Source organism: Streptomyces sp. NBRC 110611, from assembly GCF_001590865.1.
Classification (GTDB): Bacteria; Actinomycetota; Actinomycetes; order Streptomycetales; family Streptomycetaceae; genus Streptomyces.
In genome coordinates this window covers 309,198-335,256 of record NZ_BBUY01000003.1, presented here as the reverse complement: position 1 = coordinate 335,256, position 26,059 = coordinate 309,198, and the positions used below count along the sequence as shown (strand labels likewise).

Annotated in this window: 31 protein-coding genes; 20 read left to right on the top strand and 11 right to left on the bottom strand. The window is 69.3% G+C overall.

All coding sequences use genetic code 11. From position 1 onward, the window contains the following. Positions 1-7: 7 nt before the first annotated feature. From AZE13_RS09650 to AZE13_RS09620, 8 genes are read left to right on the top strand one after another with little or no spacing between them, the layout of a single operon-like run. Positions 8-2,761, top strand: a complete 2,754-nt coding sequence (locus tag AZE13_RS09650) for a hypothetical protein (RefSeq protein WP_066929053.1) — start codon at positions 8-10, stop codon at positions 2,759-2,761. Positions 2,762-2,767: 6 nt separating this feature from the next. Further along, positions 2,768-3,667, top strand: coding sequence for a phage distal tail protein (locus tag AZE13_RS09645; RefSeq protein WP_066929051.1), 900 nt, complete (start codon positions 2,768-2,770; stop codon positions 3,665-3,667). Between the two features lie 27 nt (positions 3,668-3,694). Next, positions 3,695-4,744: a hypothetical protein gene (locus tag AZE13_RS09640; protein WP_066929049.1), complete on the top strand. Its 1,050-nt coding sequence runs from the start codon at positions 3,695-3,697 to the stop codon at positions 4,742-4,744. Next, complete coding sequence (locus AZE13_RS09635) at positions 4,741-5,862, top strand: hypothetical protein (RefSeq protein WP_066929047.1); 1,122 nt, start codon at positions 4,741-4,743, stop codon at positions 5,860-5,862. The genes AZE13_RS09640 and AZE13_RS09635 overlap by 4 nt, the downstream gene beginning before the upstream one ends. Positions 5,863-5,865: 3 nt before the next feature. Continuing rightward, on the top strand, positions 5,866-6,024 hold the full coding sequence (locus AZE13_RS36785; RefSeq protein WP_181690295.1) for a hypothetical protein: 159 nt from the start codon (positions 5,866-5,868) through the stop codon (positions 6,022-6,024). 8 nt (positions 6,025-6,032) lie between these two features. After that, on the top strand, positions 6,033-6,971 hold the full coding sequence (locus AZE13_RS09630; RefSeq protein WP_066929045.1) for an N-acetylmuramoyl-L-alanine amidase: 939 nt from the start codon (positions 6,033-6,035) through the stop codon (positions 6,969-6,971). A gap of 15 nt (positions 6,972-6,986) precedes the next feature. Then, positions 6,987-7,241 (top strand): holin, encoded by a 255-nt coding sequence (locus AZE13_RS09625; protein ID WP_066929043.1) that lies wholly within the window; start codon positions 6,987-6,989, stop codon positions 7,239-7,241. Beyond that, a complete protein-coding gene (locus tag AZE13_RS09620) occupies positions 7,238-7,486 on the top strand; it encodes a hypothetical protein (protein WP_258527677.1) in 249 nt (82 codons plus the stop codon). Before AZE13_RS09625 ends, AZE13_RS09620 begins: the two co-directional genes overlap by 4 nt. A 155-nt stretch (positions 7,487-7,641) precedes the next feature. On the opposite strand, the gene AZE13_RS09615 is transcribed toward AZE13_RS09620, so the two are convergent. Continuing rightward, positions 7,642-7,866: a DUF397 domain-containing protein gene (locus tag AZE13_RS09615; RefSeq protein WP_066929040.1), complete on the bottom strand. Its 225-nt coding sequence runs from the start codon at positions 7,864-7,866 to the stop codon at positions 7,642-7,644. Beyond that, the gene (locus AZE13_RS09610) at positions 7,863-8,741 is read right to left on the bottom strand and encodes a helix-turn-helix domain-containing protein (protein ID WP_066929038.1); all 879 of its coding nucleotides are present in this window, start codon (positions 8,739-8,741) and stop codon (positions 7,863-7,865) included. Before AZE13_RS09610 ends, AZE13_RS09615 begins: the two co-directional genes overlap by 4 nt. A 323-nt stretch (positions 8,742-9,064) precedes the next feature. Here AZE13_RS09610 and AZE13_RS09605 point away from each other — a divergent pair, with 323 nt between their 5' ends. The 5 genes from AZE13_RS09605 to AZE13_RS09590 all read left to right on the top strand — a co-directional run bounded on the left by AZE13_RS09605 (position 9,065) and on the right by AZE13_RS09590 (position 12,075). Then, entirely contained in the window at positions 9,065-9,253 is a 189-nt protein-coding gene (locus AZE13_RS09605) for a hypothetical protein (protein WP_147264629.1), read from the top strand. A 193-nt stretch (positions 9,254-9,446) separates the two neighbouring features. Then, positions 9,447-9,650: a hypothetical protein gene (locus AZE13_RS09600; protein ID WP_066929034.1), complete on the top strand. Its 204-nt coding sequence runs from the start codon at positions 9,447-9,449 to the stop codon at positions 9,648-9,650. Positions 9,651-9,775: 125 nt separating this feature from the next. Further along, positions 9,776-9,928: a hypothetical protein gene (locus AZE13_RS33845; protein WP_258527676.1), complete on the top strand. Its 153-nt coding sequence runs from the start codon at positions 9,776-9,778 to the stop codon at positions 9,926-9,928. A 377-nt stretch (positions 9,929-10,305) separates the two neighbouring features. Next, positions 10,306-11,109: a 2OG-Fe(II) oxygenase family protein gene (locus tag AZE13_RS09595; RefSeq protein ID WP_066929032.1), complete on the top strand. Its 804-nt coding sequence runs from the start codon at positions 10,306-10,308 to the stop codon at positions 11,107-11,109. Between the two features lie 3 nt (positions 11,110-11,112). Further along, positions 11,113-12,075: a threonine/serine dehydratase gene (locus AZE13_RS09590; RefSeq protein WP_398780125.1), complete on the top strand. Its 963-nt coding sequence runs from the start codon at positions 11,113-11,115 to the stop codon at positions 12,073-12,075. Between the two features lie 360 nt (positions 12,076-12,435). On the opposite strand, the gene AZE13_RS33835 is transcribed toward AZE13_RS09590, so the two are convergent. Next, a complete protein-coding gene (locus AZE13_RS33835; RefSeq protein WP_079123849.1) occupies positions 12,436-12,711 on the bottom strand; it encodes a GntR family transcriptional regulator in 276 nt (91 codons plus the stop codon). A 173-nt stretch (positions 12,712-12,884) separates the two neighbouring features. On the opposite strand from AZE13_RS33835, the gene AZE13_RS36265 reads away from it, so the two are divergent. Then, positions 12,885-13,271: a hypothetical protein gene (locus tag AZE13_RS36265; protein WP_147264628.1), complete on the top strand. Its 387-nt coding sequence runs from the start codon at positions 12,885-12,887 to the stop codon at positions 13,269-13,271. Between the two features lie 292 nt (positions 13,272-13,563). After that, the gene (locus AZE13_RS09585) at positions 13,564-14,418 is read left to right on the top strand and encodes a hypothetical protein (protein ID WP_147264627.1); all 855 of its coding nucleotides are present in this window, start codon (positions 13,564-13,566) and stop codon (positions 14,416-14,418) included. Between the two features lie 378 nt (positions 14,419-14,796). Here the strand turns inward: AZE13_RS09585 and AZE13_RS09580 are convergent, their stop codons facing one another. Then, positions 14,797-15,450 carry an FMN-dependent NADH-azoreductase gene (locus tag AZE13_RS09580; protein ID WP_066929028.1) on the bottom strand — a complete coding sequence of 218 codons (654 nt, stop codon included), beginning with the start codon at positions 15,448-15,450 and terminating at the stop codon, positions 14,797-14,799. A 125-nt stretch (positions 15,451-15,575) separates the two neighbouring features. Between AZE13_RS09580 and AZE13_RS09575 the strand changes: the two genes are divergently transcribed. Continuing rightward, positions 15,576-15,938 carry a winged helix-turn-helix transcriptional regulator gene (locus AZE13_RS09575; RefSeq protein ID WP_066929026.1) on the top strand — a complete coding sequence of 121 codons (363 nt, stop codon included), beginning with the start codon at positions 15,576-15,578 and terminating at the stop codon, positions 15,936-15,938. Positions 15,939-15,955: 17 nt separating this feature from the next. Here the strand turns inward: AZE13_RS09575 and AZE13_RS09570 are convergent, their stop codons facing one another. Next, positions 15,956-16,390 carry a MarR family winged helix-turn-helix transcriptional regulator gene (locus tag AZE13_RS09570; protein ID WP_066929024.1) on the bottom strand — a complete coding sequence of 145 codons (435 nt, stop codon included), beginning with the start codon at positions 16,388-16,390 and terminating at the stop codon, positions 15,956-15,958. A 393-nt stretch (positions 16,391-16,783) separates the two neighbouring features. Here AZE13_RS09570 and AZE13_RS09565 point away from each other — a divergent pair, with 393 nt between their 5' ends. The 4 genes from AZE13_RS09565 (at position 16,784) to AZE13_RS09550 (ending at position 21,077) form a co-directional block, all read left to right on the top strand. Beyond that, positions 16,784-17,962, top strand: a complete 1,179-nt coding sequence (locus AZE13_RS09565) for a hypothetical protein (RefSeq protein WP_066929555.1) — start codon at positions 16,784-16,786, stop codon at positions 17,960-17,962. A 322-nt stretch (positions 17,963-18,284) separates the two neighbouring features. Then, on the top strand, positions 18,285-19,730 hold the full coding sequence (locus AZE13_RS09560; RefSeq protein WP_079123848.1) for a DUF2252 domain-containing protein: 1,446 nt from the start codon (positions 18,285-18,287) through the stop codon (positions 19,728-19,730). 101 nt (positions 19,731-19,831) lie between these two features. Continuing rightward, positions 19,832-20,722, top strand: a complete 891-nt coding sequence (locus tag AZE13_RS09555) for a hypothetical protein (RefSeq protein ID WP_258527675.1) — start codon at positions 19,832-19,834, stop codon at positions 20,720-20,722. Positions 20,723-20,732: 10 nt separating this feature from the next. Continuing rightward, positions 20,733-21,077, top strand: coding sequence for a rhodanese-like domain-containing protein (locus AZE13_RS09550; protein ID WP_066929020.1), 345 nt, complete (start codon positions 20,733-20,735; stop codon positions 21,075-21,077). A gap of 23 nt (positions 21,078-21,100) precedes the next feature. Here AZE13_RS09550 and AZE13_RS09545 read toward each other — a convergent pair whose 3' ends face one another. From AZE13_RS09545 to paaA, 6 genes are all read right to left on the bottom strand, one after another. After that, positions 21,101-22,237, bottom strand: a complete 1,137-nt coding sequence (locus AZE13_RS09545; protein ID WP_066929018.1) for an acyl-CoA dehydrogenase family protein — start codon at positions 22,235-22,237, stop codon at positions 21,101-21,103. A gap of 164 nt (positions 22,238-22,401) precedes the next feature. Beyond that, entirely contained in the window at positions 22,402-23,445 is a 1,044-nt protein-coding gene (locus AZE13_RS09540) for a 2Fe-2S iron-sulfur cluster-binding protein (protein WP_066929016.1), read from the bottom strand. After that, on the bottom strand, positions 23,445-23,942 hold the full coding sequence (gene paaD, locus AZE13_RS09535; RefSeq protein ID WP_066929014.1) for a 1,2-phenylacetyl-CoA epoxidase subunit PaaD: 498 nt from the start codon (positions 23,940-23,942) through the stop codon (positions 23,445-23,447). The genes AZE13_RS09540 and paaD overlap by 1 nt, the downstream gene beginning before the upstream one ends. After that, the gene (gene paaC / locus AZE13_RS09530) at positions 23,936-24,706 is read right to left on the bottom strand and encodes a 1,2-phenylacetyl-CoA epoxidase subunit PaaC (protein ID WP_079123847.1); all 771 of its coding nucleotides are present in this window, start codon (positions 24,704-24,706) and stop codon (positions 23,936-23,938) included. Before paaC ends, paaD begins: the two co-directional genes overlap by 7 nt. Further along, complete coding sequence (gene paaB, locus AZE13_RS09525) at positions 24,703-25,038, bottom strand: 1,2-phenylacetyl-CoA epoxidase subunit PaaB (RefSeq protein ID WP_066929012.1); 336 nt, start codon at positions 25,036-25,038, stop codon at positions 24,703-24,705. The genes paaC and paaB overlap by 4 nt, the downstream gene beginning before the upstream one ends. Next, positions 25,035-25,985: a 1,2-phenylacetyl-CoA epoxidase subunit PaaA gene (gene paaA, locus AZE13_RS09520; RefSeq protein ID WP_066929010.1), complete on the bottom strand. Its 951-nt coding sequence runs from the start codon at positions 25,983-25,985 to the stop codon at positions 25,035-25,037. The genes paaB and paaA overlap by 4 nt, the downstream gene beginning before the upstream one ends. Positions 25,986-26,059 lie beyond the last annotated feature (74 nt).

Here is a 26,059-nt window from a genome sequence, read left to right as displayed (position 1 = left end):
CCTCCCGATGGCTGGCCCCGGAGGGCGCGAAGCGGACCGCGTCAGTGTCCGCGTCGTCCCTGATACCTCCCGCTTCGCCGCTGATCTGCGGGACGCGCTGGAAAGAACCGAGCACCGGGCGCGTGTGAAGGTGCCCGTTTTCCCGGACCTGTCGCAATTCAAGGACCGGTTGCGGACTGAGCTGCGCACGCCTATCTATGCCAGGGCGACGGTGCCGGTGGTGCCGTCGCTGAGGGGCTTCGCAGGCCGGCTGCGGACCGAGCTGCGAACGATGGGTGCACTGCCGGTACCGGTGCAGCCCACGACGAACGCCGCGGCGATCGCACGGCTTCGCGCTGAACTTGCCCATCTCGCACCGCCCATCCTCGTACCGGTCCGGGCCGAGGGAGACCGCCGCTCCATCAGCAATGCCTCCTCGGTACTGGACCGGCTGCGGAAGGTCGCCGCCGGCCTCGGCGGTATGGCGGGAACGTTCGGGAAGATCGCGGCCGCGATCGGGGCGGCCGTTCCCGTTGCGGCTGGTCTGACAGCTGCTCTTCAGGGCATCGCTCCGGCCGCGGCGCTCGCCGCTACGGGCATCGTCGCCATGGGAACGGCAGCCGCCGCCCTGAAGCTCGGCACACAAGGCATCGGCGACGCCCTGGCAGCTGCGTTCGATCCCACGAAGGCGGAGCAGTTCAACGAGGCGCTCGCGCGCCTCACGCCGAACGCCAGGGCGTTCGTCTTCTCGCTCAAGGGCATGCAGCCGCAGCTGATCGCAGTACGCACGGCAGTCCAGGAGCGGCTGTTCGACGGGCTGGCCTCGCAGATCACCCACGCGGGGGCGGTCGCGTTGCCGGTGCTCCGGCGTGGCCTGGTAGGTGCGGCCGGCGCGCTGAACCAGATGAGCCAAGGCGTGGTGGCGGCCGTGCGGCAGCTGTCCGCCAGCGGACAGCTGGGACAGGCACTGGCCGGCGCCAACAAGGGCCTGGGCAACCTCTCCAAGATCCCTGGCCAGTTCGTCACAGCCCTGGGCCAGATAGCCGTCGCCGCGGCGCCGGCATTCGATCAGGTGACGAGGGCCGCCGGTGGTGCGGCTACCCGTATCGCAGCACAGATCAGCACAGGACTAGCCTCCGGCCAGCTCACTGCGTTCATCAACCAAGCCATCAGCCTGATAGGCCAGTTGATGACGGTGGCTGGCAACGTCGCCAGTGTCATCGGCAGCGTTTTCAGCGCCGCGCAGCTTTCCGGCGGCGGGTTCGTCAGCACCTTGCAGACGATCACCGGCGCCATGAAGACGGCATTTGCCAGCCCCGACGTACAGGGCGGCCTCAAAGCCCTCTTCGCCACGATGGGGCAACTGGCCCAGACCGCAGCGCCGCTGGCCGGGCAGGCGCTCCGCGTCGTCGGCCAGGTGCTGTCGCAGCTCGGCCCGCCAGCCCAGACCCTGATCAAGGCGTTGGGCTCTGCCCTTCAGCCGGTGATCAAGGCCCTCGGCCCCGCCCTCGCCTCCGCCGCCAGCGCTGCGGGGCAACTCGTGGTCGCCTTTTCGCCCCTGCTTACCGCTGTGGGCAACATCATCGCGGCCCTTCTACCTGCAATCGAGCCCGTATTCGGCGCCCTTGGACGTGTCTTCAAGTCGCTCACGCCGGTAATTTCGCAGCTCGCGAGCGGAATCGGGAGTTACTTGGGGCCTGTCCTTTCAGGGATCGCGTCGATTATCGCGAAACTGATCAGTGGATACGCTGGCCAGCTCGTCGTTGTGTTCAATTCCCTGGCTCCGATCATGCCGGTTCTGGCCAGCGCGATGGGGCAGGTCGGAGCCGCACTCGGGCAACTCCTTGTGGCTGTTGCGCCCCTGATTCCGCAGCTCACGCAGCTGGGTACGCAGCTTGCCGGACAACTGCTGCCTGCGATCCTTCCCATCATCCCGCCGATCGCCAGGCTTTCGGCGGCACTGATCAGCATGGGAATCAGCGCCATTACACAGTACGCGATTCCGGCGCTTCAGAAGTTGATCAGCTTCATTAGTGGACTTCAGCGTTTCCTGTCTCCGGCCATCGCCGCCGTGAGATGGGTAGCGAACGGGATTAGCTCTGTTTTCGAATGGCTTTACGATCACTTGGTTGGCCACTCCGTGATTCCGGACATGGTGCGGGGCATCGTGTCCTGGATTGCCTCCCTGCCCGGCAAGGCCCTCGCGGCAATCGCCTCCCTGCCCGGCTTCCTCGCCGGCAAGGCGGAGCAGGCCGGCTCGCAGTTCCTCGCGGCCGTACGCGGCGGCCTTGGCCAGGCGGTGGACTGGATCGGCAACGTCCCGTCCATGGCCGTAAACGCCCTGGGCAACATCGGCTCGCTCCTGTGGGACGCCGGCGCAAGCCTCATCCAGGGGTTCGTCGGCGGCATCCAATCCATGATCGGATCCATTCGGTCCGTCCTCGGCGACATCACCGACAGCCTGACCTCCTGGAAAGGCCCACCGACCCGAGACGCCCGCATTCTGCGGCCGGCCGGACACCTGGTCATGGCCGGATTCCTGGACGGCATCACCGACTCCGTCCCCGACCTGCGCGCCCAACTGCGCGGCGTCACAGACGAGGTCGCCGCCTACCGGCCGAACCTCGCCCCGCAGTTCGAGACCGCTGCCGCGGCCGTGACGATGAACAGCGGCGCCGCGAGCAGGCCAGTCGTCTCCATCGACACCTTCGTCGCTCACGAAAGCCAGCCCCCAGCCGGCATCGCCCGAGAGCTCGCCTGGCTGGCCAAGGGAAGGGGGTGATCCGGCGTGCGTGCAGCACCCGCTGAAGTCCACGTCACCACGGATGGGCAGATCCAATTCGGCGCCTTCCTCATGGGCGAGGACACCCCCATCCACGGCAGACAGCTCACCGGCTGGGACGACCTTCCCGCCCTGGACGACGCCTCCGTCCCCATGCCAGCATCCCACGGATCGTGGCCCGGCTGGCTACTGGCCGGGCCACGGGTCCTCACCTTCGACTTCCTCGTCGACGACCGAGGCATCGTCGGCCTCCCCGACGTGCTCGACGGGCTGCGACGCGCCACCGCCCTCCGGCAGGAGGAGACCCCTCTCATCGTCCAACTCGCTGGCTCCCGACGGCTGATGTGGGCGCGCGTCACCCGCCGCACCCTGACCGCCGACCGTACGTACACCTGGGGCAACCCGGCCGGCGCGATCGAATGGACCTGTGCCGACCCCCGCCGGTACGAAGTCGCCGAGCAGGTAGCCCGCACAGGACTGCCGACTCCCGAGCCCGGCCTCGACTGGCACGCGGCCGACCCGCCGCCCGGTGTCGAGTGGGATCTCGACTGGGGCGGCACCGCTACCCCCGGCGCGGTCGTCGTCGACAACGGCGGGGACGCCGACACCTACCCGACGCTGGTCATCACCGGCCCGGTGATCCGGCCGGTGATCACCCACCAGGCCACCGGCGCCGTCCTCGAATACGACCTCACCCTCACCGCCACCGACCGGCTCGTCATCGACACCCGCGACGGCACCGTCACCCTCAACGACACCGCCCCGCGCCTGTACACCGCCACCACACGCAGCAGCCCCGAGCAGGCATTCACCCTCCCACCCGGCCCCTCACAACTGACCTTCCGCGCCGAGGAATTCAACCCCTCCGGCGCCCTCACCGTCCTATGGCGCTCCGCCTGGTGGTGACCCCCAACCAGCAAGGGAGAGACCATCATGACCGTACGGGCGGCATGGCTGACCACCCGCGGGGACGCCGCGGGCGGTCAGACCCGCAACGACACCCGCATGACGCCGCTGGGCACCATGGCCCCCGCCGCCGAACTCACCACCCAGCCCGGCGTGATCCCCGGCGGCACCCCCTTCGCCCTCACCGCCACCGGCCCCATGACCGCCACCCTCGGCGTCGGCCGCGCCATCGTGCAGGGAAACCCGGTCCAGGGCGCCTACCCGGTCGCCGTTACCGCAGACGAAATCCTGACGTTCGCCGACGGCGACCCCGACAACCCCCGCACCGACCTGGTGGTGCTCCGTGTCTACGACGCCGCGCACGACGCCTCCGGACAGGTCCGCGCTACCGTCGAAATCATCCCTGGCACCCCTGCTGCCGCCCCCGCCCCGCCGCCGCTCCCGGCAGGGGCACTGGCCTTGTACCGAGTGGACGTCGCCGCCCGGGTATCCGCCGGTGGCGGTGGCATCGACTTCCCCGCCGCCACCACCGACGTGCGCCCCTACACCGCCGCCGTCGGCGGCATCATCCCGCAGGCCAACGCCACCGGCGCCTACCGCGGCCAGTACCGCGACGACGGCAGTGAGCCGCAACGCTTCGACGGCAGAGCCTGGCGCCCCGTGGTCGAACGCCACTATGCGCAGGTACTCAAAAACGCCGCCTACGACCTGGCCGCCGGCAGCTACGTGTCGGTCCAGTGGGATGCCGCCCGGGTGGAATCCGACGCCGGCATGTGGACGGCATCGCACCGCTCCCGGCTCACCGCCCCGGCCCGCGGCCTATATCTGATCACCGCCCAGCAGACCTGGCCCCAAGGAGCACGGGACGCCCACGCACGCATCATCCGCAACGGCGGCGCCTCACAGTGGCAACTCTCCTACGTCGCCGACTCCAACGGCAACCAGGGACATGGCGGCTCGATCGGCGCATACCTGAGCGCCGGCGACTACATCGAAATGCAGCTGCACACAGCCGCCCGCATCACCGACATCCCCGGCTCCTACTCCAACCTGTCCCTGATCTGGATCGGCGCATGACCGCCACCTACCGCGCCCTGTTCTGCGACCTCCGCACCGACCGAGTCCTCGACGCCCTGCCCGTCGCCGGCGTCAGCATTGAGGACTACATCGGCAAGACCGGCACCATGACCGGCACACTGACCGCCCCGGACCACGCCACCGCCGAACGCATCAAAGCCGCCGTGGTCCCTGGCCGTACCGCCGTGTGGATCGAACGCGACCGCGTGATCTGGTGGGGCGGCATCATCTGGACCACTGCCCTTGGCTCCACCACCCGCGGGGCGCCGGCGAAAGCCGAGATCCAAGCCGGCACTTTTGACAGCTACCTGGACCACCGGCTGCTCGCCGCGGACCTCACGGCCAAGGATGAGGACCAGTTCGACCTCGTCCGCCGCCTGGTGGGCTTCGCGCGGTCCAGTGAGGGCGGCGACATCGGGATCCGCCTCGGCACCGCCCGGTCCGGAGTGACGCGGACGCGGAAGTACAGCCGATACGACCTGTCTAAACTCCGTGAGCTCCTCGACAAGCTTGCCGGTGTGGAGAACGGTTTCGAGTGGCGCATTCGCTGCTACCGCACCGACGCCGGCGAACGTGTCAAAGAGCTCCAGCTCGGGCACCCCCGCATCGCCACCAGCCGCGGACGGGCCGAGACCGTGCTCGATTTTCCAGGCCCGGTCATGTCGTACCGCTTCCCGTACGATGCCACCACCCGCGCCACTCACTGGCAGTCCCGCGGCGCCACCAACAGCACGACCAACCGTCCGCTCATGTCCACGCCGCTGCACATCACCGGCGCCATCGACGCAGGATGGCCCCGCCTGGACGGCACCAGCGACTACACCACCATCACCACCAAAAGGGCGCTCGACGAGCACGCCGCCGCGGACCTCACCGAAGCCTGGACACGAGCGACCGTGCCCGAGATCACGGTGAACCTCGAAGCCGCCCACCTCACCCCCGCCATCCTCGGCGCCACCATCCGCCTGCGCATCGCCGACGTCTGGACGACAGCCGGCGTTGGCCGCTACCGGGTCGTCGGCTTCACCGTCCGAGCCCCCGAACGCGGCCAGCCCGAGACCGCCACCCTCACCCTCGACGCCGCTACCCACAGCGCCATCGGCAACGACGGGAGCTGACCTATGGCAGTGATCCCGCCCGACCTCCTCGACCGCATCCGCCGGCTCGAAGAGGAGGTACGCGAGCTTCGCGGCCGGCTCCCCGCCCCGCCTGCCGACGAGACCGAGCCAGCCGAGCAGGACGGCAGCACAGGCGACGAGCCCGAGACCCCGACCAGATAGGAGCCGCAATGGCCACACCCCTGTCCGCCGACGCTCTCGTCACGGCCCTGCGCAACGAAGGTGTCACCGTCGTAGAGCACCCCGGCTGGCGCACCCACAACCGTGCCGGCCACGGCCCCTGGGGGCCGGTCAACGGGGTGGTCATCCACCACACCGTCACCCGCGGCACCGACTCCTCCGTCGCCATGTGCTGGGACGGATACGACGACCTGCCCGGCCCCCTCTGCCACGGCGTCGTCGACAAGACCGGCACCGTCCACCTCGTCGGCAACGGCCGCGCCAACCACGCCGGCCGCGGAGACAGCGACGTCCTGAACGCGGTCATCGCCGAGGACTACAACCAGACCCCGCCACAACCGACCGAGAACGACACCGACGGCAACGCCCGTTTCTACGGCTTCGAATGCATCAACCTCGGCGACGGCAACGACCCCTGGCCCGCCGAACAGCTCGACGCCATCGAGCGCATCGCGGCCGCCATCTGCCGCGCCCACGGCTGGACCGCGAAATCCGTGATCGGCCACAAAGAGTGGACGAACACCAAGATCGACCCCAGCTTCGGCATGCCGGACATGCGCGCCCGCATCACGCACCGCCTTGGCGCCAAGCCAGAGGGCACGGCGGACACGAAGCCCACCACGAACGCGGACGGTGCCGTCTCGGCCGTCAGCGTGGCTCACCTCCGCGAAGCGGCGCGCAGGGATCCCCGGGCCGCGCAGGGCCACACCACCTACGAAACCGAAGTTGAGTACGTCGAACACGCCCTCATCGCTGAAGGGCTGCTCGACGCCACGTGGGGAGACGGTTCTTTCGGCACCAAGACCATCACCGCCTACGCCGCATGGCAACGGCGCCTCGGCTACACCGGCCGCGACGCCGACGGCATCCCCGGCCGCAAGTCCCTCACCGCCCTCGGCCGCCGCTACGACTTCGACGTCACCGACTGAACAGGAGCCCCTTGCATGGCGACAGCCAACCTCACGACCTCCCGTTTCTGGGTCGCCGCCGTCGAGCGCGCCGTTCGCACCTTCGCCCAGACCCTCATCGCCGCACTCGGCCTCGACACGACCGACATCCTCCACGTCCCCTGGGAGCACGGACTCGCCCTCGCCGGCACCGCCGCACTCCTCTCCCTCCTCACCTCCATCGCGGCTGCGGGCACGGGCAGCGACGGCCCCGGCATCACCGAAACCCCCACTACAGGTAGGAACCCGTGACTGATGAGGCCGCCCCGGTCGTCACCATCACCGCGGCCGAGATGTACGGCGAACTTCGAGGCCTCCGCGAAAGCGTTCACCGTATTGAAGGCAAGTTGGACGGCATCGCTGCCATTACTGGTGAGCTCGAAGACCATGAGGAACGCATCCGCCACCTCGAAGCAAACAGGTGGCCATGGCCGACCATCACCGCTCTTGTCGCAGTTGCAGCCCTCGTCCTGTCCGCATGGGAAATGACCCACTGATCAAGGCGCCCCCGCTCACGGCCGCAAGTGGCCGTGAGCGGGGGCGCGTTCTTGCGTTCTCGACACCGCTGGGTAGGGTCCTGATGCGCACGTACGAGCGAGGCCCGTCCCCAACTCACCTGGGGACGGGCCTCGCGTGTTGGTGCGGGAGGGGCTCAGAGGGCGCCGAACTTGCCGCCCCCGGCGGCGTTGACGAAATCGGCGAAAGCAGCCCGGGGGAAGATGAGGGCCGGACCCTCGGGGTCCTTGCTGTCCCGGACCGGCGCGAGGCCAGGCAGGTTCACGGCGACCTCCACACACTGTTGTCCGCCGTCGGAGTAAGACGACTTCACCCAGGCGGCACCCATCAGGTCGAGTGCGAAACGGTCTTCTGTGCTCATGAGGGTGTTCCTTCCATGATCTTCTTAATGGTCTCCCGGGAGTCATCCACGGGAAGAGCGGCGGCAACGATCAGTTCAAACCCTGACTCGAACGCCTGCACGTCGTCGGTGCCCTCGACAAAGTAGCCGCCCCGAATGTTCTCCAGATTGATCACTGTGGGCCACGGCGAGGGGAACCGTACGACGTGGAAGGGACCCACCATTCCGGGGTGCGCGGGGGCGTCCTTCGGCATGACTTGGATGGTCATGTTCGGCAGATCGGTCATGTCGAGCAAGTGGCGAAGCTGTTCCCGCATCAGTGACGGCTGAGCCGCTGACCTATAGCTGAGAACGGCCTCGTGGATGACGGCCCACAGCTTGAGGGGTCCGTTCGGGCGGCTGCTGTCGGTGAGGATCGCCTGACGTTTCTTGCGTACCTCCGCGAGTGCGGCCACATCGTCCGGTGCGAGGTGCGGGGCCGTTCCGGCGATGATCTCGCGGGCGTACGCGCCGGTCTGTAGGAGCCCAGGGATAAGGCCCTGCGCATAGATGTGCGTCGACGCGGCGTCCTCTTCGAGACCGATGTAGTCCTTGTATCCGTCGGCCACGACGTTCCCGTACGTCGTCCACCAACCGGTCTTGTTGGCGTCCTGGGCGAGCCCTTCGAGGGCTGTGATCACAGCCGGGTCGGTCACCTTGTAGCGCGAGAGGAGCCGAGCCACGTCCTTCACGGGCAAGTGCGCCTTGGCGTTTTCGATCCGGCTCAGCTTGCTCGGATCCCACTCCATGCCTTCCGAGGCGGCGTCGATCGACACGCCGGCCTCGTTGCGCAGCCTGCGCAGGGTGCCGCCGAGCCGCCGTCGACGGACGGTGGGGACGAGACGAACGGTCGCCATCTGTGACCTGCCCTTCGTGTGGGTCAATTCGGGTACGGCGCGGGGTGACTGACCCCCTTTGCGGGGTCATCGGGTGTGTTCACGGGTGAAGTGTGCCCGCATGCAGGGCCGGAGGTCCACAGCACTGGAGTTCTAGTTTTGCGGATTTCAATTCCAACGTTGCGGACATCGCTTCCATGGGTGCATCCTGCCAGTGCGGTGACGGATCGTCGGCCAAGAAGCATGAACTGACGGTCATGTAGCTGCAGTTGGTGTGTCTCCTCGCGTCCCTCGCTGTGGACGACACGCCAATCCACCAAATTCCGCGAGCAGTTAAGGCCGCGATGACGATGAACGCGTACCAGGAGCAGCACTTCAGCGCGAACACCAGGACCACGATGGACGCGCCCACCCGCGCGCTTACCGAGCCGATAAGCGCGGAGGCCCGCGCGATCGCCGACCGCAGTGGTGATCCGGCGCATTGGGACTCGTCCATGTTCGACGCCTACGCCAATCTCGGAGGTGTCCAGTGAGCGGCCCGGAAATTGTGATCCCGCCACGGGAGAAGTGGCCTGTACCCGCGATCGCCGGGCACGCTTGTCCGGTCTGCCACCACGGCTACACCCTGGCCCGTCCCGCGATCCCCGTCCCCGGCCGCGTCGACATCACCGTCTGTTCCGAGTGCGCCCTCGCCGCTGGCCTCCCGGTGGCCTTGGAGGGTCGGTGATGACGACCGAGGTACCCACATCCAGCCAGGCGGCAGCGTACGCCTACCGCGATCTGCAACTCGCCCTCGCTGACGTAGGTATGGCGTTCCCGGAAATGACGCTCAGCGACACCGCCGACGGCAAACTCCGGATCAACCTCGGCCGCGTCAGCGTCGGCACGGCCGCGAAGCTGGCCCGCACTCTCAAGGCGGCGGAGTTGTGAGGGCGGGCGTCTGGTCGCGGCTGTGGGACCGGGGCGAGCAAGCGTGGAATCGGCATGTGAGGTACCGGGAGTTGTACCGGCATCTTGACCGGAGAAGGGCGGAGGTCAAGGCCCGTACTGCGTGGATGGCAGAGCTGACCGAAGAGGAACTGGCGGAGATGCTGCGTGGCCTCAACCCGTGCGTCGACGCCATCCAGACGGCGGGCAGCGACGTTCCGGACCCGTCGAAGGGCGGCTCCATGACCGGCCCGACGGCGGACGACACTCCGCCGACGTAGACCAGGGTGGGGCCGCCGTGGCGTACCTTCCGGCCGCCCCGCCCGCACGACTTCCCCCGACCGGACTAGCCCTGAGCAGGGACAGACGTGTCCCGCGTGAGCCGACGGGCTCAGCTCTCGCCCCGGTCCGTCCAGCGGGGAGTGTCCTAGGCACTCCCTTCACGGATGCCGCGCCATGACGGCAGCGCGGTGAGGGAAACAGGTCCCGCCTGGTGAGCTCCTCCACCGGGCGGGACCCCGGCCCTCCCCCCCCCAGAGGTCTGGTTCCGTACGCACGCATAGGCCCCGACAGCGGAGCCGGATAACGCAGCAGCGTGGGAGCCATCGGGCGGTGGGTCTCGCCAATCGTCCACGGAAACAACCGAGAGGAAGGGAAAATGAACGCCACCATCTCTGACCCACTATTCACCCTGATCGATGCCGGAGCGTTCACCGACAGGCATCTGGCCGCGCTTGCCGCAGGCACAGCCGGCGCGGTGCGGGTCCCGAGCCTGCTGAGCCCGCAGGAGTGTGCGGAAGCTGTCAAAGCCGTTGAGGCACTGCCGGTCGGCACCTACGACCCGGCACGGATGGCTGCGACGATCGCCCGGTTCGGACCGGCATTGAACGACTACCGTGCCGACGGGGGCGAGTTGGACGCTGACCGGTACTGGCAGGTCACCGATGAGGCACGCGCAGCATGGGCGCGCGCAGGTCTGCGCTGTGACCCCGTGTCGATAGCTCTGCAACGCCTCGGTCAGGCGTGGGGAGCGGCGATCAGCCCGGCCACGATCGGCGGCCGCGCCGCGTTCGGCGGGACGTTGAGAGAGATCAACAACGGCGCGCTCATCCACTATGACGAGGTCGTACGTGAGTACCCTGCCGGCCTCTTCGACCAGAGGGTCATTGCGCAGCTCGCTTTCAACGTGTGGGTGGCCGTCCCCTCTTCGGGTGGCGAAACCCGGGTGTGGCGGCGGCGCTGGCACCCGACGGACGAAGCTCACCGGCAGGCATACGGCTACCGCCCGGAAGTGGTCGACGGCTATCAGGAGCTCCACTTGGCTCCGCAGCTGGGGGAGGGACTGCTGTTCAATCCCACTCACTTCCACGCCGTCGAACCGGTGAACCCCGGCGGCCGCCGCATCGCGTTTGCGTTCTTCCTCGGCCTGACCTCCACTGGCCATCTCATCTACTGGAGTTGATCCGTGTCCGACATCACCGACCACATCGACTACAAAGACGTCGTCCAGGCCGCGGAACGCATCCGCGGCAAGGTGCGACCCGTCACCCTCGCCCCCGCCGACCCAGGGGCCTTTGGCGAGGCGGACGTCTGGCTGGTGCTGGAGCACATGCAGCACACGGGCTCGTTCAAGGCGCGCGGGGCGTACAACTTCACCGCCGCCCACCTCGAAAACGGCACTATGCCCAAATCCGGGGTTGTCATCGCCTCCGGCGGAAACGCGGGACTGGCCTGCGCCTGGGCTGCCTCCCAGCACGGAATCCCTGCGACGGTGTTCCTGCCCGAGACCGCACCTTCGGTGAAGGTCAACCGCCTCCAGGCCTACGGGGCGACCGTGAATCTCACCGGGAACGCATACCACCATGCGGCCGAAGCCGCCTCCGCCTACGCCGAGCAGACGGGCGCCCTGCCCTCCCACGCGTACGACAACCCGTACATCGCGGCTGGCGCTGGGACCTTGTTGGAAGAGATCGCCACCCGCACGGACACCCCGCCGGTCGACACGATCGTCGTTGCCGTCGGCGGTGGTGGCCTGTTCGCCGGCGTGGCCACAGCGGCTGCCCAGCACGACATCCGGGTCATCGCCGTGGAGCCGGAGACCTGCCGTGCCCTGAACGCGGCTGTCAAGGCCGGGGACGTGGTGGATGTCGACGTGAACTCTGTGGCCGCAGACTCACTAGGGGCGCGCCGCACCTCCCGCATGGCGCTGCACGCAGCCGTGTCTGGTGACGTGTGCTCCGTCCTGGTGACCGACGAGCAGATCATTGCCGCCCGCCAGTCGCTTTGGGATCACCGACGTTTGGCCGTCGAGCACGCCGCGGCAACTGCCGTGGCTGGCCTGACCTCGGGCGCCTACACCCCCGCCCCCGGCGAGTCGGTCGCTGTGGTGCTCTGCGGAGCCAACACCGACCCCGCAGACCTCGTCTGAGCTCCTCGCCCTGCTGGAAGACTGGCCGGGCCTTACCGCAAGCCCGGCGCAGGGCCCACCGCAGACTCCGCCCGCCACGCACGCCGCGCGGCGGACGGAGTCGTCCACGGGATGCACGGGTGGGTGAGCTAGGGGACGCTGGAGGTGTGGCTGATCGGCCGCCCGTCGTCGTACACCCGCCGTCCCCCACCGGTGGCAGGCGAGTCACCAGCCGGGGTGAAATCCTCGGTCTCGCGTACAGCAGCGTCGACCTTCTTGAATTTCTACGGCGAGCCGGTCTCGACACGGTGTCTCTCGAAGATCGCGACTTGATCGAGTGGCGGGGCGGCGATCACAACGTGTGGATGTGATCGGCCTAGGTCATGCGTCCGGGGCTGGGTTTCCCGGCGCAGAGACAAAGGCCCCACGCTGCGGAACTACGAACACTGTGCCCTCGTCAGCAAGCACTCGGACAGCTTTACGGGCCGTCATCCGGGCAACGCCGAACTCGTCGGCGAGACGTTGCTCGCCCGGGAGGGGACGCATGGGCTGCCAGTCGCCGCGCTGGATACGGGCGCGCAACACCCCAGCGATCTGCACATATACCGGTACTGGCCCGCCGTGAACGATCTCGTCGTCCGGCCCATAGTCGCTCATGGGTCAGAAGGGTAGGGCGCTAGGTTCCACATTGCTCCGCTCTATACGTACAGTCCCGAGGCTGTACGACTAGAGACTACTGGTATAGCTTCGTCTACAAGAAAGCCCCGGTGACGACGGGCAAGGTCGTCACCGGGGCGGTGTGCCCATCAGCTATGAAGGAGCTGACGAACATGCCCGAGCCTATCGCGCGCGCCTTCGTGCGCCTGTGCTCGCTGCTCTTCCCCGCCCGCGGGAAGCACCGCGCCACCCCCACCCCCGCACCGGAACCAGCGCCCACTCCCTCCCCACAGCCCCGACAGCCACTGCCAGAGCACAAGAGCCCATACGCCCGCGACGCGGCCGAGAACCGAACGTTCCGGGACACCCTCAGCCCGATACGCCCCTACGTGCTCCGCACCCCCAAAACGCACCCGGACGACCCGAAGCGTCGGGCACAGGCCGAACGACGCTGGGCACTCGACATGGCCCTACGTGGCATCGACGTCGGCCCGACGACCATCCACGGCGTACACGTCCGCCCGGGTGGCCGCACGTTGCACGTGGCGGTGGGAGCATGACCGCCTGCTGCCGCTGCGGGCGTGAGACGGCCGCCCCCGTGGGTGTGCGATACATCGAGAGGGCGAGCGGCCCCGGAGTGACGCTCTACGCCTGCCCCGACTGCGCGCCCCACCTCACGCCTGGCCCCCTTCCCGCGGAGAGCGCACCGCTGCGGCGCGGCTGACTCGGCACCGACGCCCGGCCCCGTCCGAAGTACCGGACGGGGCTCCGCCGTTGAGTACCACCGCATTGCCGCGGCGATTTCGCCGACGCCCGATTCAACACGCGTGACGAAACATGCTGGGGGACCCCATGCCTGCCGCAACCCACTCCGAGACCTGCCCCGTGTGCGCCGGCCCCAAGCGGCCTCGCGCTCGCACCGGGCGCCCCGCCGTCTACTGCTCGCGCGCCTGCCAAGCCAAGGCGTATCGCGCCCGCGTCGCCGAGCGTCGCCACGACCCGTCCACCACGGCGCCGCGAGTGATCCGGCTGCCGAAGCCCACGGGCGACAGCAGCGAGGCGGACCGCATCCTCGAACTGACCGCCGCCCTCGCCCACCGCGTCGAGCTCGCCGCCGGCGCCGTACGCCACGGCCGACCGCTCCCCGACGGCACAAACGGCCTCGACGGCCGCCCCGAAGATATCGAGCGCATCGCCGCCGACCTGGTGGACGCCATCCGCACAGCCGCCGTCCCGGCGGCGCCGGGCGACCAGCAGACGGCGACCACCTTGCGCCCGGACGACGAGACGTCGAGCACCGAACCGGCAGAGGCCGAGCGAGTCGTCCGGACCGTGGACATGTCTCACGAGTTCGGAGACGGGTACACCCTCGTCCAGCTCGCATGCACCTTCGAGGGGCAATGGCTGGTGAGGCTGCACGGCGAAACTATCGGCAGCGTGGAACGGGTGGCCAGCATCACTGGTCGCAGTGTCCGGGGATGGGAAGCACGCCACCACGGCATGAAGGTCCAGCGACTCGTACGGCACAACTGGGAAAGTCGCGGCCTTGCCGTGGCCGCCGTCATCTACGCCCACGAACAGAACTGCCGCAAGCCACGGCGAAGTGTCCGTCGGCGGCGTCCGCTCGCAACGAGCCGCACCGACAGCGCGTCCAACGCTCCGGGAAACGAGCTGGTCGGGCGCGGGATTCACGTGACCAACGCATGACCAACAGCATCCAGAAACACCCCGAAAAGGCCAGGTCATAGTCAACGACGGACCGAAGCGAAGAGAGAGGCCCCTAAGGCGTTTTGGCTGATCATAGGATCAAATGACAGTGCGCGAGAGGAGAGTTCAACTCCCCCCTCGCGCACAGATGAGGCCCCGGCTTCCGAGAAATTCGGAAAGCCGGGGCCTTTTGTATGCGCGCTGTATGCGTGCGTTGTGTATGTGTTCGTTCGGTTGCGTTCATTCGTTGCCGGCCGTCCTCGCCGACGGACGAGTGCGCGGGCAGGCGCCCGCAGTGTTGTGTTCGTCACGAGCGGGCGCGGGCCGGGCCGGGGCCTCCTCCGGGGTGGTGCCCCGGAGGAGGCTGCGGGGTCCGGCTCAGGCGCCGGCGAGGCGCTCGACCAGGGCCGTGGCCTTGGCCGCCGCGTCCGCGTGGGCCTTCTCGCGGGACGCCTCGTACATCGGGACGAGCTCGGCCATCGCCGGGTTCTGGGGCGCCATGGTCAGCTCGGGGACGATGAAGTCGACCTCGAGGCCCATGCCGCCGTTGAGGACGGCCTCCAGGTAGTTCTGCACGTACTCGAAGGACTCACGGGGCGTGCCGGGCGCGTACGAACCGCCGCGGCTGGCGACGACGAGGGCCGGTGTGCCCTTGGCGGTCGGCTCCGCGCCCGCCGTACGGCCCATGATGATCACCTGGTCGAGCCATGCCTTGAGGGTCGAGGGGATGGTGAAGTTGTACATCGGAGCCGCTATGACGACCGCGTCGGCCTGCTCCAGTTCCTCGGCGAGCCGGACGCGCAGCGCGAAGGCGGCCTGCTGCTCGGGGGTGTGGGTGGCCGGGTCGGCGAAGCCGGCGGAGGCGGCGACTCCGTCGAGGTGGGGCAGCGGCTCGGCGGCCAGGTCGCGGTGGATGACCGTGCCGTCGGGGTGCTGCTCCTCCCAGGCCTTGCGGAAGGCGGCGGTGACCGAACGGGAGGCGGAGCCGCCCTCGGGGAACACGGACGAGTCGATGAGCAGAAGCGTGGCCATGGTGCGGTCCTTCGATACGCGGCCGGGCGGCGCCACGACCGTTGGTTGAATTCCGTACGTTCCTATTGATAACACAGGTACTTACTTTTCTGCAGTAACCAACGGGGGAGCGGTACTCTGGGTGTATGGCGGACCACGGCGAGGCGACGTGCAGGCAGGTCGACACGGGCATGGCGCGCGTCTTCGAGCTGTTCGGGAAGCGCTGGACGGGGCTGATCGTCGCCACCCTGATGCCGGGCCCGGTGCACTTCGCCGATCTCCGGCGGGCCATCCCCGGGATCAGCGAGCGGATGCTCTCCGACCGCCTCATGGAACTGGCCTCGGTCGGGCTGCTGCTGCGCGAGGTGGACGCGGGGCCCCCGCTACGGGTGTCGTACCGGCTGACGGAGGCGGGTCTGGCGATGGAGCCGGCGCTCAGGGAGCTGGGGCGCTGGGCCGAGAGGTACCTCGCCGACGGCGGGCAGTGTCCGGAGCGCTTCCGGAAGTAGCGCGCGCGGTCGGCGGGCTAGGTGTGGTGCTGCTGTGCGGCGTTGTAGCGCCGTAGGTACGTCGCGAAGCGCTGGAGGTCGTCCTCGTCCCAGTCGGCGAGCCGTTCGTGGAAGGCCTGGCGGCGGCTGGCGGTGGCGCTGGCGAGCGCCTGGGAACCCCTCTCGGTGGGGTGGAGGACCTGGATCCGGTTGTCGTCCGGGTCGACGCGGCGCTCGACGAAGCCGAGTTTCTCCAGTGCGGCGATCTGCCGGCTGACCGTGGACTTGTCCAGGAGGTAGTGCGCCGCGAGGTCCATGGCGCGGCATCCGCGCTGGTCGTCGAGGTGTGCGAGCAGGGTGTAGGAGACCAGTGACAGCTCGGGGTGCATCCGGGCGGCGGTCGCGCGGGCTCGCCGGGCGAATGCCGTCATCTCCTGCTGGATGGTCTCGACGGAGTCCTCGCGATGAGCCATGGCTTGCCTTTCGTCGGGATGGTTGTATAGTACAACGTTAATGGGAGGTTGCATTGCGCAACTCTTCGGTTGTGCCGAGGTGCCTCCGCTGAATGACGCGGCACTGGATCCCGCGCCATGAGTTGTATTGAGTCGTATTGAGTTGTATTTACCAACCGTCGGCGGTCGTGCCCGTGGTTGGTGACAGCTGAGCCGACGAACTGAGCGACGAATCGACGAGCTGAGAAGGCCTGCCCCATGAGTACGGTCCGTCACCCCGACGACCACCGAGGCGCCCAGGGCGCACCGAGCACCGACCGCTCCACACGCTCTGCACACGGTGCACGCTCGGCGCACGCCGCCTACTCCGGCCACTCCGGCCATGCTGCCCACTCCGGCCACTCCGCGCATGCCATGCGTTCCGCGCACTCCGCAGGGCTGCGCCATGTCCTTGCGCACCTCCTCACCCCGCTTCTGATGTGCGTCGGAATGGGATTCGCTTACCTGGGCGCGTTCGCGCACCCCGCGCCGCACCACCTGCCCGTCGCCGTCGTCGGACCGCCCCGGAGCGCACAGCTGCTCGCCCAGTCGATCAACGACAGGACGCATGGTGATCTCGAGGTACGGACCGTCGGTGACCGGTCGGCAGCGGTCGAGCAGCTCAAGCGGCAGGACATCTTCGGTGCGTATGTGATGGACGCCGCGACGGGGGGTGCGAAGGATGCGCCTGTCGGTACGGCCGGTGCGGGCGTGGAGGCGGCCGGTTCCGCCGTGCGGCCTGCGCCCGAACTGCTGGTGGCGACCGCGGGTTCCGACACCAGCGCCTCCGCCGTGCAGAAGGTCTTCACCCCCATCGCCGCGCAGCAGGGCGCCCCGCTGAAGGTCACCGACGTGGTGCCCACCACTGAGGGGGACCCGACCGGTCAGGGCCTCTTCTTCCTCCTGGTGGCGATCAGCATCGGCTCGTACGCCTCGGTAGCGGTGATCGGCGGTGCCGGGGCCGTGCTTCCGCTGCGGCTGCGGGTGGCACTGGCGAGCGGTACGTCGTTCGTGGTCAGCCTGATCGGCACGGCGTTCGCCGGCCCGGTCTTCCACCTCGTCGACCACGGTCTGCCGGGTGTGTGGGGGATGGCCTGGCTCTACTCCGCCGGCATCCTGCTGATCGGCACCGGGCTGCACACCTTCCTCAAGCGCTGGACGACGCTCGGCGTGATGGCGCTCTTCGTGATGCTCAACTTCACGTCCTCCGGCGGGGTTTTCCGGCCCGAGCTGCAGAACGGATTCTTCGCGGCTCTGCACTCCTTCTGGAACGGTGCGGGCTTCTTGGAGGGTGCCCGTAGCCATGTCTACTTCGACGGCTACAGCCTGTCCCGACACGTCTGGACGCTGGCGCTGTGGCTGGTCGCCGGCCTGGTGATGGCCGGAGTGGCGGGGGCGGCCGAGAAGCGGCGGCGCACTGCGAAGACGGAGAAAGAGACAGAGACGGCAGCCAGCGCACCGGGGCCGGTTCCGTCCCGGTCGTACAAGTGCATGGCACCTGTGGATGCGGACGAGGAGACGGAGGAGGAACTGGAGGAGGCAGTAGGGGTGTGAGGCAGTAGAGAGGTGAGGCAGCGGGGGGTGCGAGGCAGCGGGGGTGTGGGTGTGGCGACAGGAGCCCCCGCGCTTCAGGCGACTTGCGGCAACTTCCGGCAATCGGCAGCTCGGCCATCGGTCGTTCATGGAGTTGTCCACAGGCCGTGCCGGGCGTGACGAGGTGTCGGTAACGTCGTTGCTCGTCGGCAGGCCGGGACCGCTCGGCAGGCCGAGAGCCGACCGGCACGCCATGAACGGAACGATGCGCGGCGGCACCACGAACGGGCGCACCAGGGGTGTGCGCAACAGACGCAGGTCGTGAAGGGGGAGGTGGCCCGCCATGTCGCGTGTGCCGTACGTACCGGGGTTTGCGAAGGCCGATGCGCAGGGGCCTTCGGGGCCGTCGCCCAAGGCCGTGGGCCGGGCGCTGCGGGAGCGCTTTTCCCGTGCCGGGCAAGCCGCGCTGTCGATCGCAGCCGGGCGGCCGGACGCGGTCGAGGCGGTGGAGGAGTCCAACGCCGGCCGACTGCCCGAGCTGACGCCGATACGCGTCGGCCGGATGGCCGCGAGCCCCTTCGCCTTCCTCCGCGGATCGGCGGGTCTGATGGCGTACGACCTGGTGGGCGGTCCCGTCACCGGCATCGGCACGCAGATCTGTGGGGACGCGCACGCCGCCAACTTCGGTCTTTACGGAGATGCCCGGGGCGGCCTCGTCATCGACCTCAACGACTTCGACGAGACCCTCCACGGGCCGTGGGAGTGGGACGTGAAGCGGCTGGCGACGTCGATGGTGCTGGCGGGACGCGAGGCGGGGGTCGGTGAGGACGACTGCCGTAGAGCGGCGCAGGACGTGGCGGGCGCGTACCGGCGGACGATGCGGCTCCTGGCGAAGTTGCCGGTGACCGAGGCGTGGAACGCCATCGCGGACGAGGAACTGGTCTCGCACACGGACGCCCGTGATCTGCTGGGGACGCTGGAGCGGGTGTCGGGCAAGGCACGCAAGAACACCAGCGCGCGGTTCGCCGCGAAGGCTACGGAGCCGACGGCGGACGGCGGCCGCCGGTTCGTGGATGCGCCGCCGGTGCTGCGACGGGTGCCGGACGCGGAAGCGGCGGCCGTGGTCGCTTCCCTCGGCATGTATCTGGAGACCCTTCCCGAGGACCGGCTGCCTCTGCTGGCTCGCTATGCGGTGCACGACGTGGCCTTCAGGGTGGTCGGCACCGGCAGTGTGGGCCTGCGGTCGTATGTGGTGCTGTTGCTGGACCATCGAGGCGAGCCGCTGGTACTGCAGGTGAAGGAGGCGCGCGGCTCGGTGCTGGCTCCGTATGCGGAGTCGGCCGGCTTCCCGGTGCCGTCGGTGGCGCACGAGGGGCGCCGGGTGGTGCTCGGGCAGCGCCGTATGCAGGTCGTCAGCGACATCCTGCTGGGTTGGACGACGGTGCAGGACACAGCACCGCGGGGTTCCGGCGGCGCGCCCGCCGGAACCGATGGCGGACTTCCCTTCCAGGTACGGCAGTTCAGGAACCGCAAGGGCAGTGTGGACCCGGCGCAGCTGACCGGCGACCAGATGGACGACTACGCCCGAATGACCGGGGCTCTCCTGGCCCGGGCCCACGCACACGGCGTCGACCCGCGCCTGGTGGCGGGCTACTGCGGCAAGAACGAGGAACTGGACGAGGCGATAGCCGCGTTTGCGGTCTCCTACGCCAACCGCACGGAGGCCGACCACGCGGCCCTGACGGCGGCCGTCAAGAGCGGACGCATAGCAGCGGAAAGCGGGGTGTGAGCGGGCCGGCGTGGCCGGCGTGGCCGGGCGGCTGGGGGAAGGCACAGGGGCAAGGGAAGGTGGCGGAAGGCGATGGTTCCTCAGGGCCGTACGCTGGCCAGGTGACGAACTCGCACGCGGAGAACGCGCAGGACGGCCGGCACGAGACAGGTGCACAACAGGGCAAGTCGGGTGCCCAGGGTGAGCCGGGTGGTGCGCCGGACGAGAGCGGGGCTCACGAGGAGGCGACGCGGCGGTTGGCGAAGGCGGTGCTGGCCGCGGAGCAGGCGCTGATCGAGTTCGAGATCGCAGTCGAGACCTTCCGGGTCGAGGTGGAGAACTTCTCCCGGCTGCATCACCAGCGGCTCGGTCCCATGTACGCGCGGCTGGACGAGCTGGACGCGCAGATCGCCGAGGCCGTGGCGGCGCGTACCGGCGATCCCGAGGACATCCGTAAGGCGCGGGAAGCGCGGGCTTCGGTGCTGCCGATGCCGGGGGTCGAGGAGCTGTTCCACGGCTGGATGGGCTCGGACGGGCTGTTCGACGAGGCGCAGGCGATGCTCACCGAGCAGCCGGTGCAGCCTCCGCAGAAGGTGCGGCCGAGCGAGGAGGCCCGCAAGGTCTACCGTGATCTGGTGCGCAAGGCCCACCCGGACCTGGCACGGGACGACGCGGAGCGGGCACGGCGGGATGCCTTCATCGCCAGGGTCAACACGGCGTATGCCCGGGGTGACGAAGCGGCGTTGTGGGAGCTGGCCCGCGAGTGGGAGTCCGGTCCCGCGCCGGCCGAGGTGCGGCCCAGCGAGAGCGAGGAGCTGTACGCCCGGCTGGAGTGGCTGGCCGCGCGTAAGGAACTGCTGGCCGTCACGGCCGCCGAGCTGGAGGAGAGTGCGATCGGCGCGATGATCAAGATGGCGCCGGACGACCCGGATGCGCTGCTCAACGAGATCGCCGAGAAGCTGCTCGCCGAGGTCGCAGAGCGTGAGGCGTACCTCGCGCAGCTGGTCGGGTAGCGTCGTAGCCATGCATTTTGGTTCTGTACCCGCGGTCGGTGTGGACGCGCTCGCGTCCGGGGACTTCCTCCTGGACGTGCGTGAGGACGACGAGTGGGAGGCGGGGCACGCCGAGGGCGCGCTGCACATCCCGATGAGCGAGTTCGTCGGCCGCTACGGAGAGCTGACCGAGAAGGCGCCCGACGGCGGCAAGGTGTACGTGCTGTGCCGGGTCGGTGGGCGCTCGGCCCAGGTCGTGCAGTACCTGCTCCAGCAGGGCGTCGACGCGGTGAATGTCGCGGGCGGTATGCAGGCCTGGGAGGCGGCCGGCCGTCCGGTGTCGGACGGCAAGGGCGGCACGGGCACGATCATCTAGGAACCATCGCGGCTCGTCCCGGCTCACCCCAGGGCGTGCGCCGCCAGGAGGTCGCCGAGCGCTTCCTCGTGGGCGGCCGCGGGGCCGAGGGAGAGTTCGAGCTGTTTGGCCCAGGCGTGGTAGCGGTGCAGGCAGTAGTCGGTGTCGGCGCCGAAGCCGCCGTGCAGATGCTGGGCGGTCTGGACGATGCGGCGCAGGCCCTCCGAGGCCCAGATCTTGGCGACCGCGACATCTCCCGCGGGCGGCAGGGGGCCGGGTGCGCCGGTGGTGATGCGCCAGACCGCCTGCCAGAGTGTGGCCTCCATGGCGCGGAGGTCGATGAAGCGGTCAGCGGTCTGGACGGCGACGGCCTGGAAGGTAGCCACCGGGAACCCGAACTGTTCGCGTTTGCTCGTGTAGTCGCTGGTCATTTCGAGCACGCGGGATCCGATGCCCAGGGCGAGGGCGCAGGTGCCGGTGGTCAGGAGGTTGCGCAGCGACTCCCAGGCGGCGGGGTCGGTGACCGCCTCCCGGGCACTGATCCGTACGGAGTCCAGCCGGACCTCGGCGTGACGCTCTCCGCTGGTGGAGATCTGGTCTGCCAGCGTGACGCCGGGGTGGGTGCGGGGCACGAGGGCGAGTACGGAGTGCCCGTCGGAAGTGTGCGCGGGCAGCAGGATCCGGTCCGCGGTATGGGCCCAGGGGACGGCGGTCTGGGTGCCGTCGAGGATCCAGTCGGGGCCGCCGTCCTGGTGGGCGGCCACGGCGCTCTCTGCCGGTTCGTGCCCGGTGCGGCCGGCGGCTGCGACGGTTACGACGAGGTCCCCGGTGGCGATCCTGGGCAGGACGTCCGTACGAAGCTCGTCTGCCGCGTGGTTCTGGAGGGTGTGCGCGGCGGCGGCGGATTCCAGCAGCGGTACCCGCGCCAGCACCTTGGCCGACTCGCGCAGCACGAGGCAGAGCGCGAGGGGGTCCAGGCCCGCGCCGCCGTGCTCGGGTGCGATGGGCAGGCCGAGCAGGTCGGCGTCGGCGAGCTTGCGCCACAGGGCGCGGTCGAAGTCGTCGGCGACCGCGCCCGGGGTGAGTGCCGGACTGGGCACGCCGTCCGGAGCGACCTTGGCGAAGACGGCCTTCGCCGCTTCGGCGGCGGCCTGTTGCTCCTCGGTGAAGGTGAAGTCCACTGGTCCGTCCTCCCGCGCCGCGCAACGACCTGATGGAGCGTCAAGGTAGAACAGGTTCCAGGAATTGGGAATGGCGGCGCAGGGAAAGCGGCCTGCGGGGCCGGTCCAGCGAGTGCGGGCCCGGTCCAGCGGGTGTGGACCCGGTCCAGTGAGTGCGGGCCGGTTCAGCGGTCGAAGTCCAGCTCCACCTGTTCTGTGACCGGGTGGGACTGGCAGGCCAGCACATAGCCGGCGTCGACCTCATCGGATTCCAGGGCGAAGTTGCGGTCCATACGGATCTCGCCCGAGACCAGGAAGGCCCGGCAGGTGCCGCAGACGCCGCCCTTGCAGGCGTACGGGGCGTCCGCGCGGTTGCGGAGTACCGCGTCGAGCAGGGATTCGCCGTCGTGGACCGGCCAGGTGCCGGAGCGGCCGTCGAGGGTGGCGGTGACAGTGCTGTGCGCGGGGGCGGCGGCTGCGGGGGCGGTCGGGGCGCCGTTGTCTATATGGAAGATCTCTTCGTGGATATGGGTGCGGGGTACGCCGAGGGCGCGCAGCGCACGCTCGGCGCCCTGGACCAGGCCGTGGGGCCCGCAGAGGTACCAGCCGTCGATGGCGTCGATCTTCAGGAGGGCGGGCAGCAGCGAGCGGAGCCGGGCCTCGTCCAGCCGGCCGGAGGGCAGGCCGGCTTGCTGTTCCTCGCGCGACAGGGACTGGACGATCTGGAAGCGCTCGGGGTAGCGGTCCTTGAGGTCGGCCACCTCCTCCAGGAACATCGTCGACGCGGCCGTGCGGTCGCTGCGGAGGAGACAGAACCGGGCGTCCGGCTGCTGTGCCAGCAGGGTGCCGGCGATGGAGAGTACGGGGGTGATGCCGCTGCCGCCGACGATGCCGACGAAGTGGCCGGGGCGCGGGGCGAGGGTGAACCGGCCGGCGGGGGCCATGACTTCCACGGTGTCGCCCACCGCCAGCTCCTTGAGCGCGTACGTCGAGAAGGCGCCGGACTCGACCAGGCGGATGCCCACGCGCAGTACGGGCTCGTCGGTGGCGGGGGTGCAGATGGAGTACGTGCGGCGGATCTCCTGCCCGTCGACCGTTCTGCGCAGGGCGATGTGCTGCCCGGGGGTGTGCCGGAACGTCGTACGCAGCTCGGGCGGGACCGCGAAGGTGACGGCCACCGCGTCGTCCGCGAGCCGCTCGATCTCCCTGACCCGGAGCGGGTGGAACATCACAACTCCTTGAAGTGGTCGAAGGGTTCGCGGCAGGACTCGCAGCGCCGCAGCGCCTTGCACGCCGTGGCGGAGAACCGGCTGAGCAGTGTGGTGTCGGTCGATCCGCAGTGCGGGCAGCGGATGGTGAGGTCGACGGTGACCGGTCCGCCGGCCGGTCCCGTCGGGCGTGGCGGTGCGATCCCGAACTCGGCCAGCTTCCGGCGTCCTTCGGCGGTGATGGCGTCGGTGGTCCACGGCGGGCTGAGGACCGTACGGACGTCGACCTCGGCCATGCCGTGGTCACGCAGGACCCGCTCGATGTCGGCGGACATCGCCTCTATGGCGGGGCAGCCGGTGTACGTGGGGGTGAGCCGGACCTCGACGCGGTCCGGGGCCGTCAGCCGGACATCGCGCAGTATGCCGAGCTCGGCGAGCGTGAGGACGGGCAGCTCGGGGTCGGGAACGGAGCCGGCGAGTGCCAGCAGTTCCTGTTCGAGGGCGGTGGTGGTCACCATGTCGCTCCCGGGTGGCTGCGGTGGAGGTGCTGCATCTCGGCGAGCAGCCGTCCGAACGGTTCGGTGTGCAGACCCTGGCGGCCCGCGCCGGCCGTCCAGGCGCCCCGCTGGGGGCCTTCGGGGACGGTGAGGGTGGCCCGGCCGAGGGTGTCGGTGAGGCGTGTGGTCCAGGCGTCGCGGAGCGCCGGCCACGGCACCGCTTCCAGCCCCTCCACCGGCTCGAACAGTTCGCCGGTGAAGCGCCACAGGGCATCCAGGGCGCGCTGCATCCGGGTGTGGCTCTCGTCGGTGCCGTCGCCCAGCCGCAGGGTCCACTGCTCGGCGTGGTCGCGGTGGTAGGCGACCTCCTTGACGGCCTTCCCGGCCAGTGGCGCCAACTCACCGCCGCCTGCGGCGAGATGTTCGTACAGCAGCTCCTGGTAGGTGGAGAAGTACAGCTGGCGGGCGATGGTGTGGGCGAAGTCGCCGTTGGGCTGCTCGACCAGCTGGAGGTTGCGGAACTCCCGCTCCTCGCGCAGAAACGCCAGCTCGTCCTCGTCGCCGACGAGCGAGAGCAGCACCCGGGCCTGGCCGAGCAGATCCAGCGCGATATTGGCCAGGGCGACCTCCTCTTCCAGGACCGGGGCCTGGCCGGCCCACTCGCCGAGGCGGTGGGAGAGGATCAGGGCGTCGTCCCCGAGGGCCAGGGCTTGTGCCGGAAGTGCCGCCTGCCCCGCACCTGGGGCGGGGGTGGCCGTGACGTCCGGTGAAGGTGAGGTCGTCACAGGTGATGCACCCCCTCCGGGATCTCGTAGAAGGTCGGGTGGCGGTAGGGCTTGTCGCCGGCCGGTTCGAAGAAGGCGTCCTTCTCGTCCGGCGAGGACGCGGTGACCTGGGCGGACGGCACCACCCAGATGGAGACGCCTTCCGAGCGGCGGGTGTACAGGTCGCGGGCGTTGCGCAGGGCCATCGCGGCGTCCGGTGCATGGAGGCTGCCGGCGTGACTGTGGGAGAGGCCGCGGCGGCTGCGTACGAAGACCTCCCACAGGGGCCAGTCGGTGGTCCCGGCGCCCGGTGTCGCGGTGGCCGAGGTGTCGGCAGGGCGTGCTGTGGTCATCGGGCGGCCTTTCCGTGCTTGGCCGCGTGTGCGGCGGCTGCCTCGCGTACCCAGGCGCCTTCCTCGTGCGCGCTCCGGCGGCGGCTGATCCGTTGTTCGTTGCAGGGGCCGTTGCCCTTGAGGACCTCCCGGAACTCGGACCAGTCGATCGGGCCGAAGTCCCAGTGGCCGCGCTGCTCGTTCCACACCAGATCGGGGTCGGGGAGGGTGAGACCGAGGGCCTCGGCCTGGGGGACGCAGATGTCCACGAAGCGCTGGCGCAGCTCGTCGTTGGAGTGCCGCTTGATCTTCCAGGCCATGGACTGCGCGGAGTGCGAGGATTCGTCGTCCGGCGGGCCGAACATCATCAGTGACGGCCACCACCAGCGGTCGACCGCGTCCTGCGCCATGTCGTGCTGCGCCGGTGTACCGCGGCTGAGGTGCAGCAGGAGCTCGTAGCCCTGGCGCTGGTGGAAGGACTCCTCCTTGCAGATGCGGACCATCGCGCGGGCGTAGGGGCCGTACGAACAGCGGCACAGCGGGACCTGGTTCGTGATCGCTGCGCCGTCGACCAGCCAGCCGATGGCTCCGACGTCGGCCCAGGTCAGCGTGGGGTAGTTGAAGATCGAGGAGTACTTCTGGCGGCCGGAGTGCAGCTTGTCGAGCAGTTCGTCGCGGCTGGTGCCCAGGGTCTCGGCGGCGCTGTAGAGATACAGGCCGTGTCCGGCCTCGTCCTGGACCTTCGCGATCAGGATCGCCTTGCGGCGCAGCGACGGCGCGCGGGTGATCCAGTTGGCCTCCGGCTGCATGCCGATGATCTCGGAGTGGGCGTGCTGCGCTATCTGCCGTACGAGCGTCGAGCGGTAGGCGTCCGGCATCCAGTCCCGCGGTTCGATGCGTTCGTCCGCCGCCACAGTGGCGTCGAACGCCGCCTCGTGAGCCGTCTCCTCCGGCGCGATCGTCGTCATTGGTACCCCCTCGCTCCCGACCGACCGATCGTTCGGTTCAATGGTGAGCGGGTGGCCCGCGGGTGTCAAGCCTG

Bases quoted from the DNA above. Each gene is read 5' to 3' on its own strand.
- AZE13_RS09610 (WP_066929038.1), bottom strand. From the start codon at position 8,741: ATGGCGACCGTTCGTCTCGTCCCCACCGTCCGTCGACGGCGGCTCGGC.
- AZE13_RS09595 (WP_066929032.1), top strand. From the start codon at position 10,306: ATGAACGCCACCATCTCTGACCCACTATTCACCCTGATCGATGCCGGA.
- AZE13_RS09650 (WP_066929053.1), top strand. From the start codon at position 8: ATGGCTGGCCCCGGAGGGCGCGAAGCGGACCGCGTCAGTGTCCGCGTC.
- AZE13_RS09575 (WP_066929026.1), top strand. From the start codon at position 15,576: ATGGCGGACCACGGCGAGGCGACGTGCAGGCAGGTCGACACGGGCATG.
- paaD (WP_066929014.1), bottom strand. From the start codon at position 23,942: ATGGTGACCACCACCGCCCTCGAACAGGAACTGCTGGCACTCGCCGGC.
- AZE13_RS09550 (WP_066929020.1), top strand. From the start codon at position 20,733: ATGCATTTTGGTTCTGTACCCGCGGTCGGTGTGGACGCGCTCGCGTCC.
- AZE13_RS09640 (WP_066929049.1), top strand. From the start codon at position 3,695: ATGACCGTACGGGCGGCATGGCTGACCACCCGCGGGGACGCCGCGGGC.
- AZE13_RS33845 (WP_258527676.1), top strand. From the start codon at position 9,776: ATGGCAGAGCTGACCGAAGAGGAACTGGCGGAGATGCTGCGTGGCCTC.
- AZE13_RS09570 (WP_066929024.1), bottom strand. From the start codon at position 16,390: ATGGCTCATCGCGAGGACTCCGTCGAGACCATCCAGCAGGAGATGACG.
- AZE13_RS09600 (WP_066929034.1), top strand. From the start codon at position 9,447: ATGACGACCGAGGTACCCACATCCAGCCAGGCGGCAGCGTACGCCTAC.
- AZE13_RS09580 (WP_066929028.1), bottom strand. From the start codon at position 15,450: ATGGCCACGCTTCTGCTCATCGACTCGTCCGTGTTCCCCGAGGGCGGC.
- AZE13_RS09625 (WP_066929043.1), top strand. From the start codon at position 6,987: ATGGCGACAGCCAACCTCACGACCTCCCGTTTCTGGGTCGCCGCCGTC.
- AZE13_RS33835 (WP_079123849.1), bottom strand. From the start codon at position 12,711: ATGAGCGACTATGGGCCGGACGACGAGATCGTTCACGGCGGGCCAGTA.
- AZE13_RS09565 (WP_066929555.1), top strand. From the start codon at position 16,784: ATGCGTTCCGCGCACTCCGCAGGGCTGCGCCATGTCCTTGCGCACCTC.
- AZE13_RS09560 (WP_079123848.1), top strand. From the start codon at position 18,285: ATGTCGCGTGTGCCGTACGTACCGGGGTTTGCGAAGGCCGATGCGCAG.
- AZE13_RS09615 (WP_066929040.1), bottom strand. From the start codon at position 7,866: ATGAGCACAGAAGACCGTTTCGCACTCGACCTGATGGGTGCCGCCTGG.
- AZE13_RS09605 (WP_147264629.1), top strand. From the start codon at position 9,065: ATGACGATGAACGCGTACCAGGAGCAGCACTTCAGCGCGAACACCAGG.
- AZE13_RS36265 (WP_147264628.1), top strand. From the start codon at position 12,885: ATGCCCGAGCCTATCGCGCGCGCCTTCGTGCGCCTGTGCTCGCTGCTC.
- AZE13_RS09635 (WP_066929047.1), top strand. From the start codon at position 4,741: ATGACCGCCACCTACCGCGCCCTGTTCTGCGACCTCCGCACCGACCGA.
- AZE13_RS09540 (WP_066929016.1), bottom strand. From the start codon at position 23,445: ATGTTCCACCCGCTCCGGGTCAGGGAGATCGAGCGGCTCGCGGACGAC.
- paaA (WP_066929010.1), bottom strand. From the start codon at position 25,985: ATGACGACGATCGCGCCGGAGGAGACGGCTCACGAGGCGGCGTTCGAC.
- AZE13_RS09630 (WP_066929045.1), top strand. From the start codon at position 6,033: ATGGCCACACCCCTGTCCGCCGACGCTCTCGTCACGGCCCTGCGCAAC.
- AZE13_RS09585 (WP_147264627.1), top strand. From the start codon at position 13,564: ATGCCTGCCGCAACCCACTCCGAGACCTGCCCCGTGTGCGCCGGCCCC.
- AZE13_RS36785 (WP_181690295.1), top strand. From the start codon at position 5,866: ATGGCAGTGATCCCGCCCGACCTCCTCGACCGCATCCGCCGGCTCGAA.
- paaB (WP_066929012.1), bottom strand. From the start codon at position 25,038: ATGACCACAGCACGCCCTGCCGACACCTCGGCCACCGCGACACCGGGC.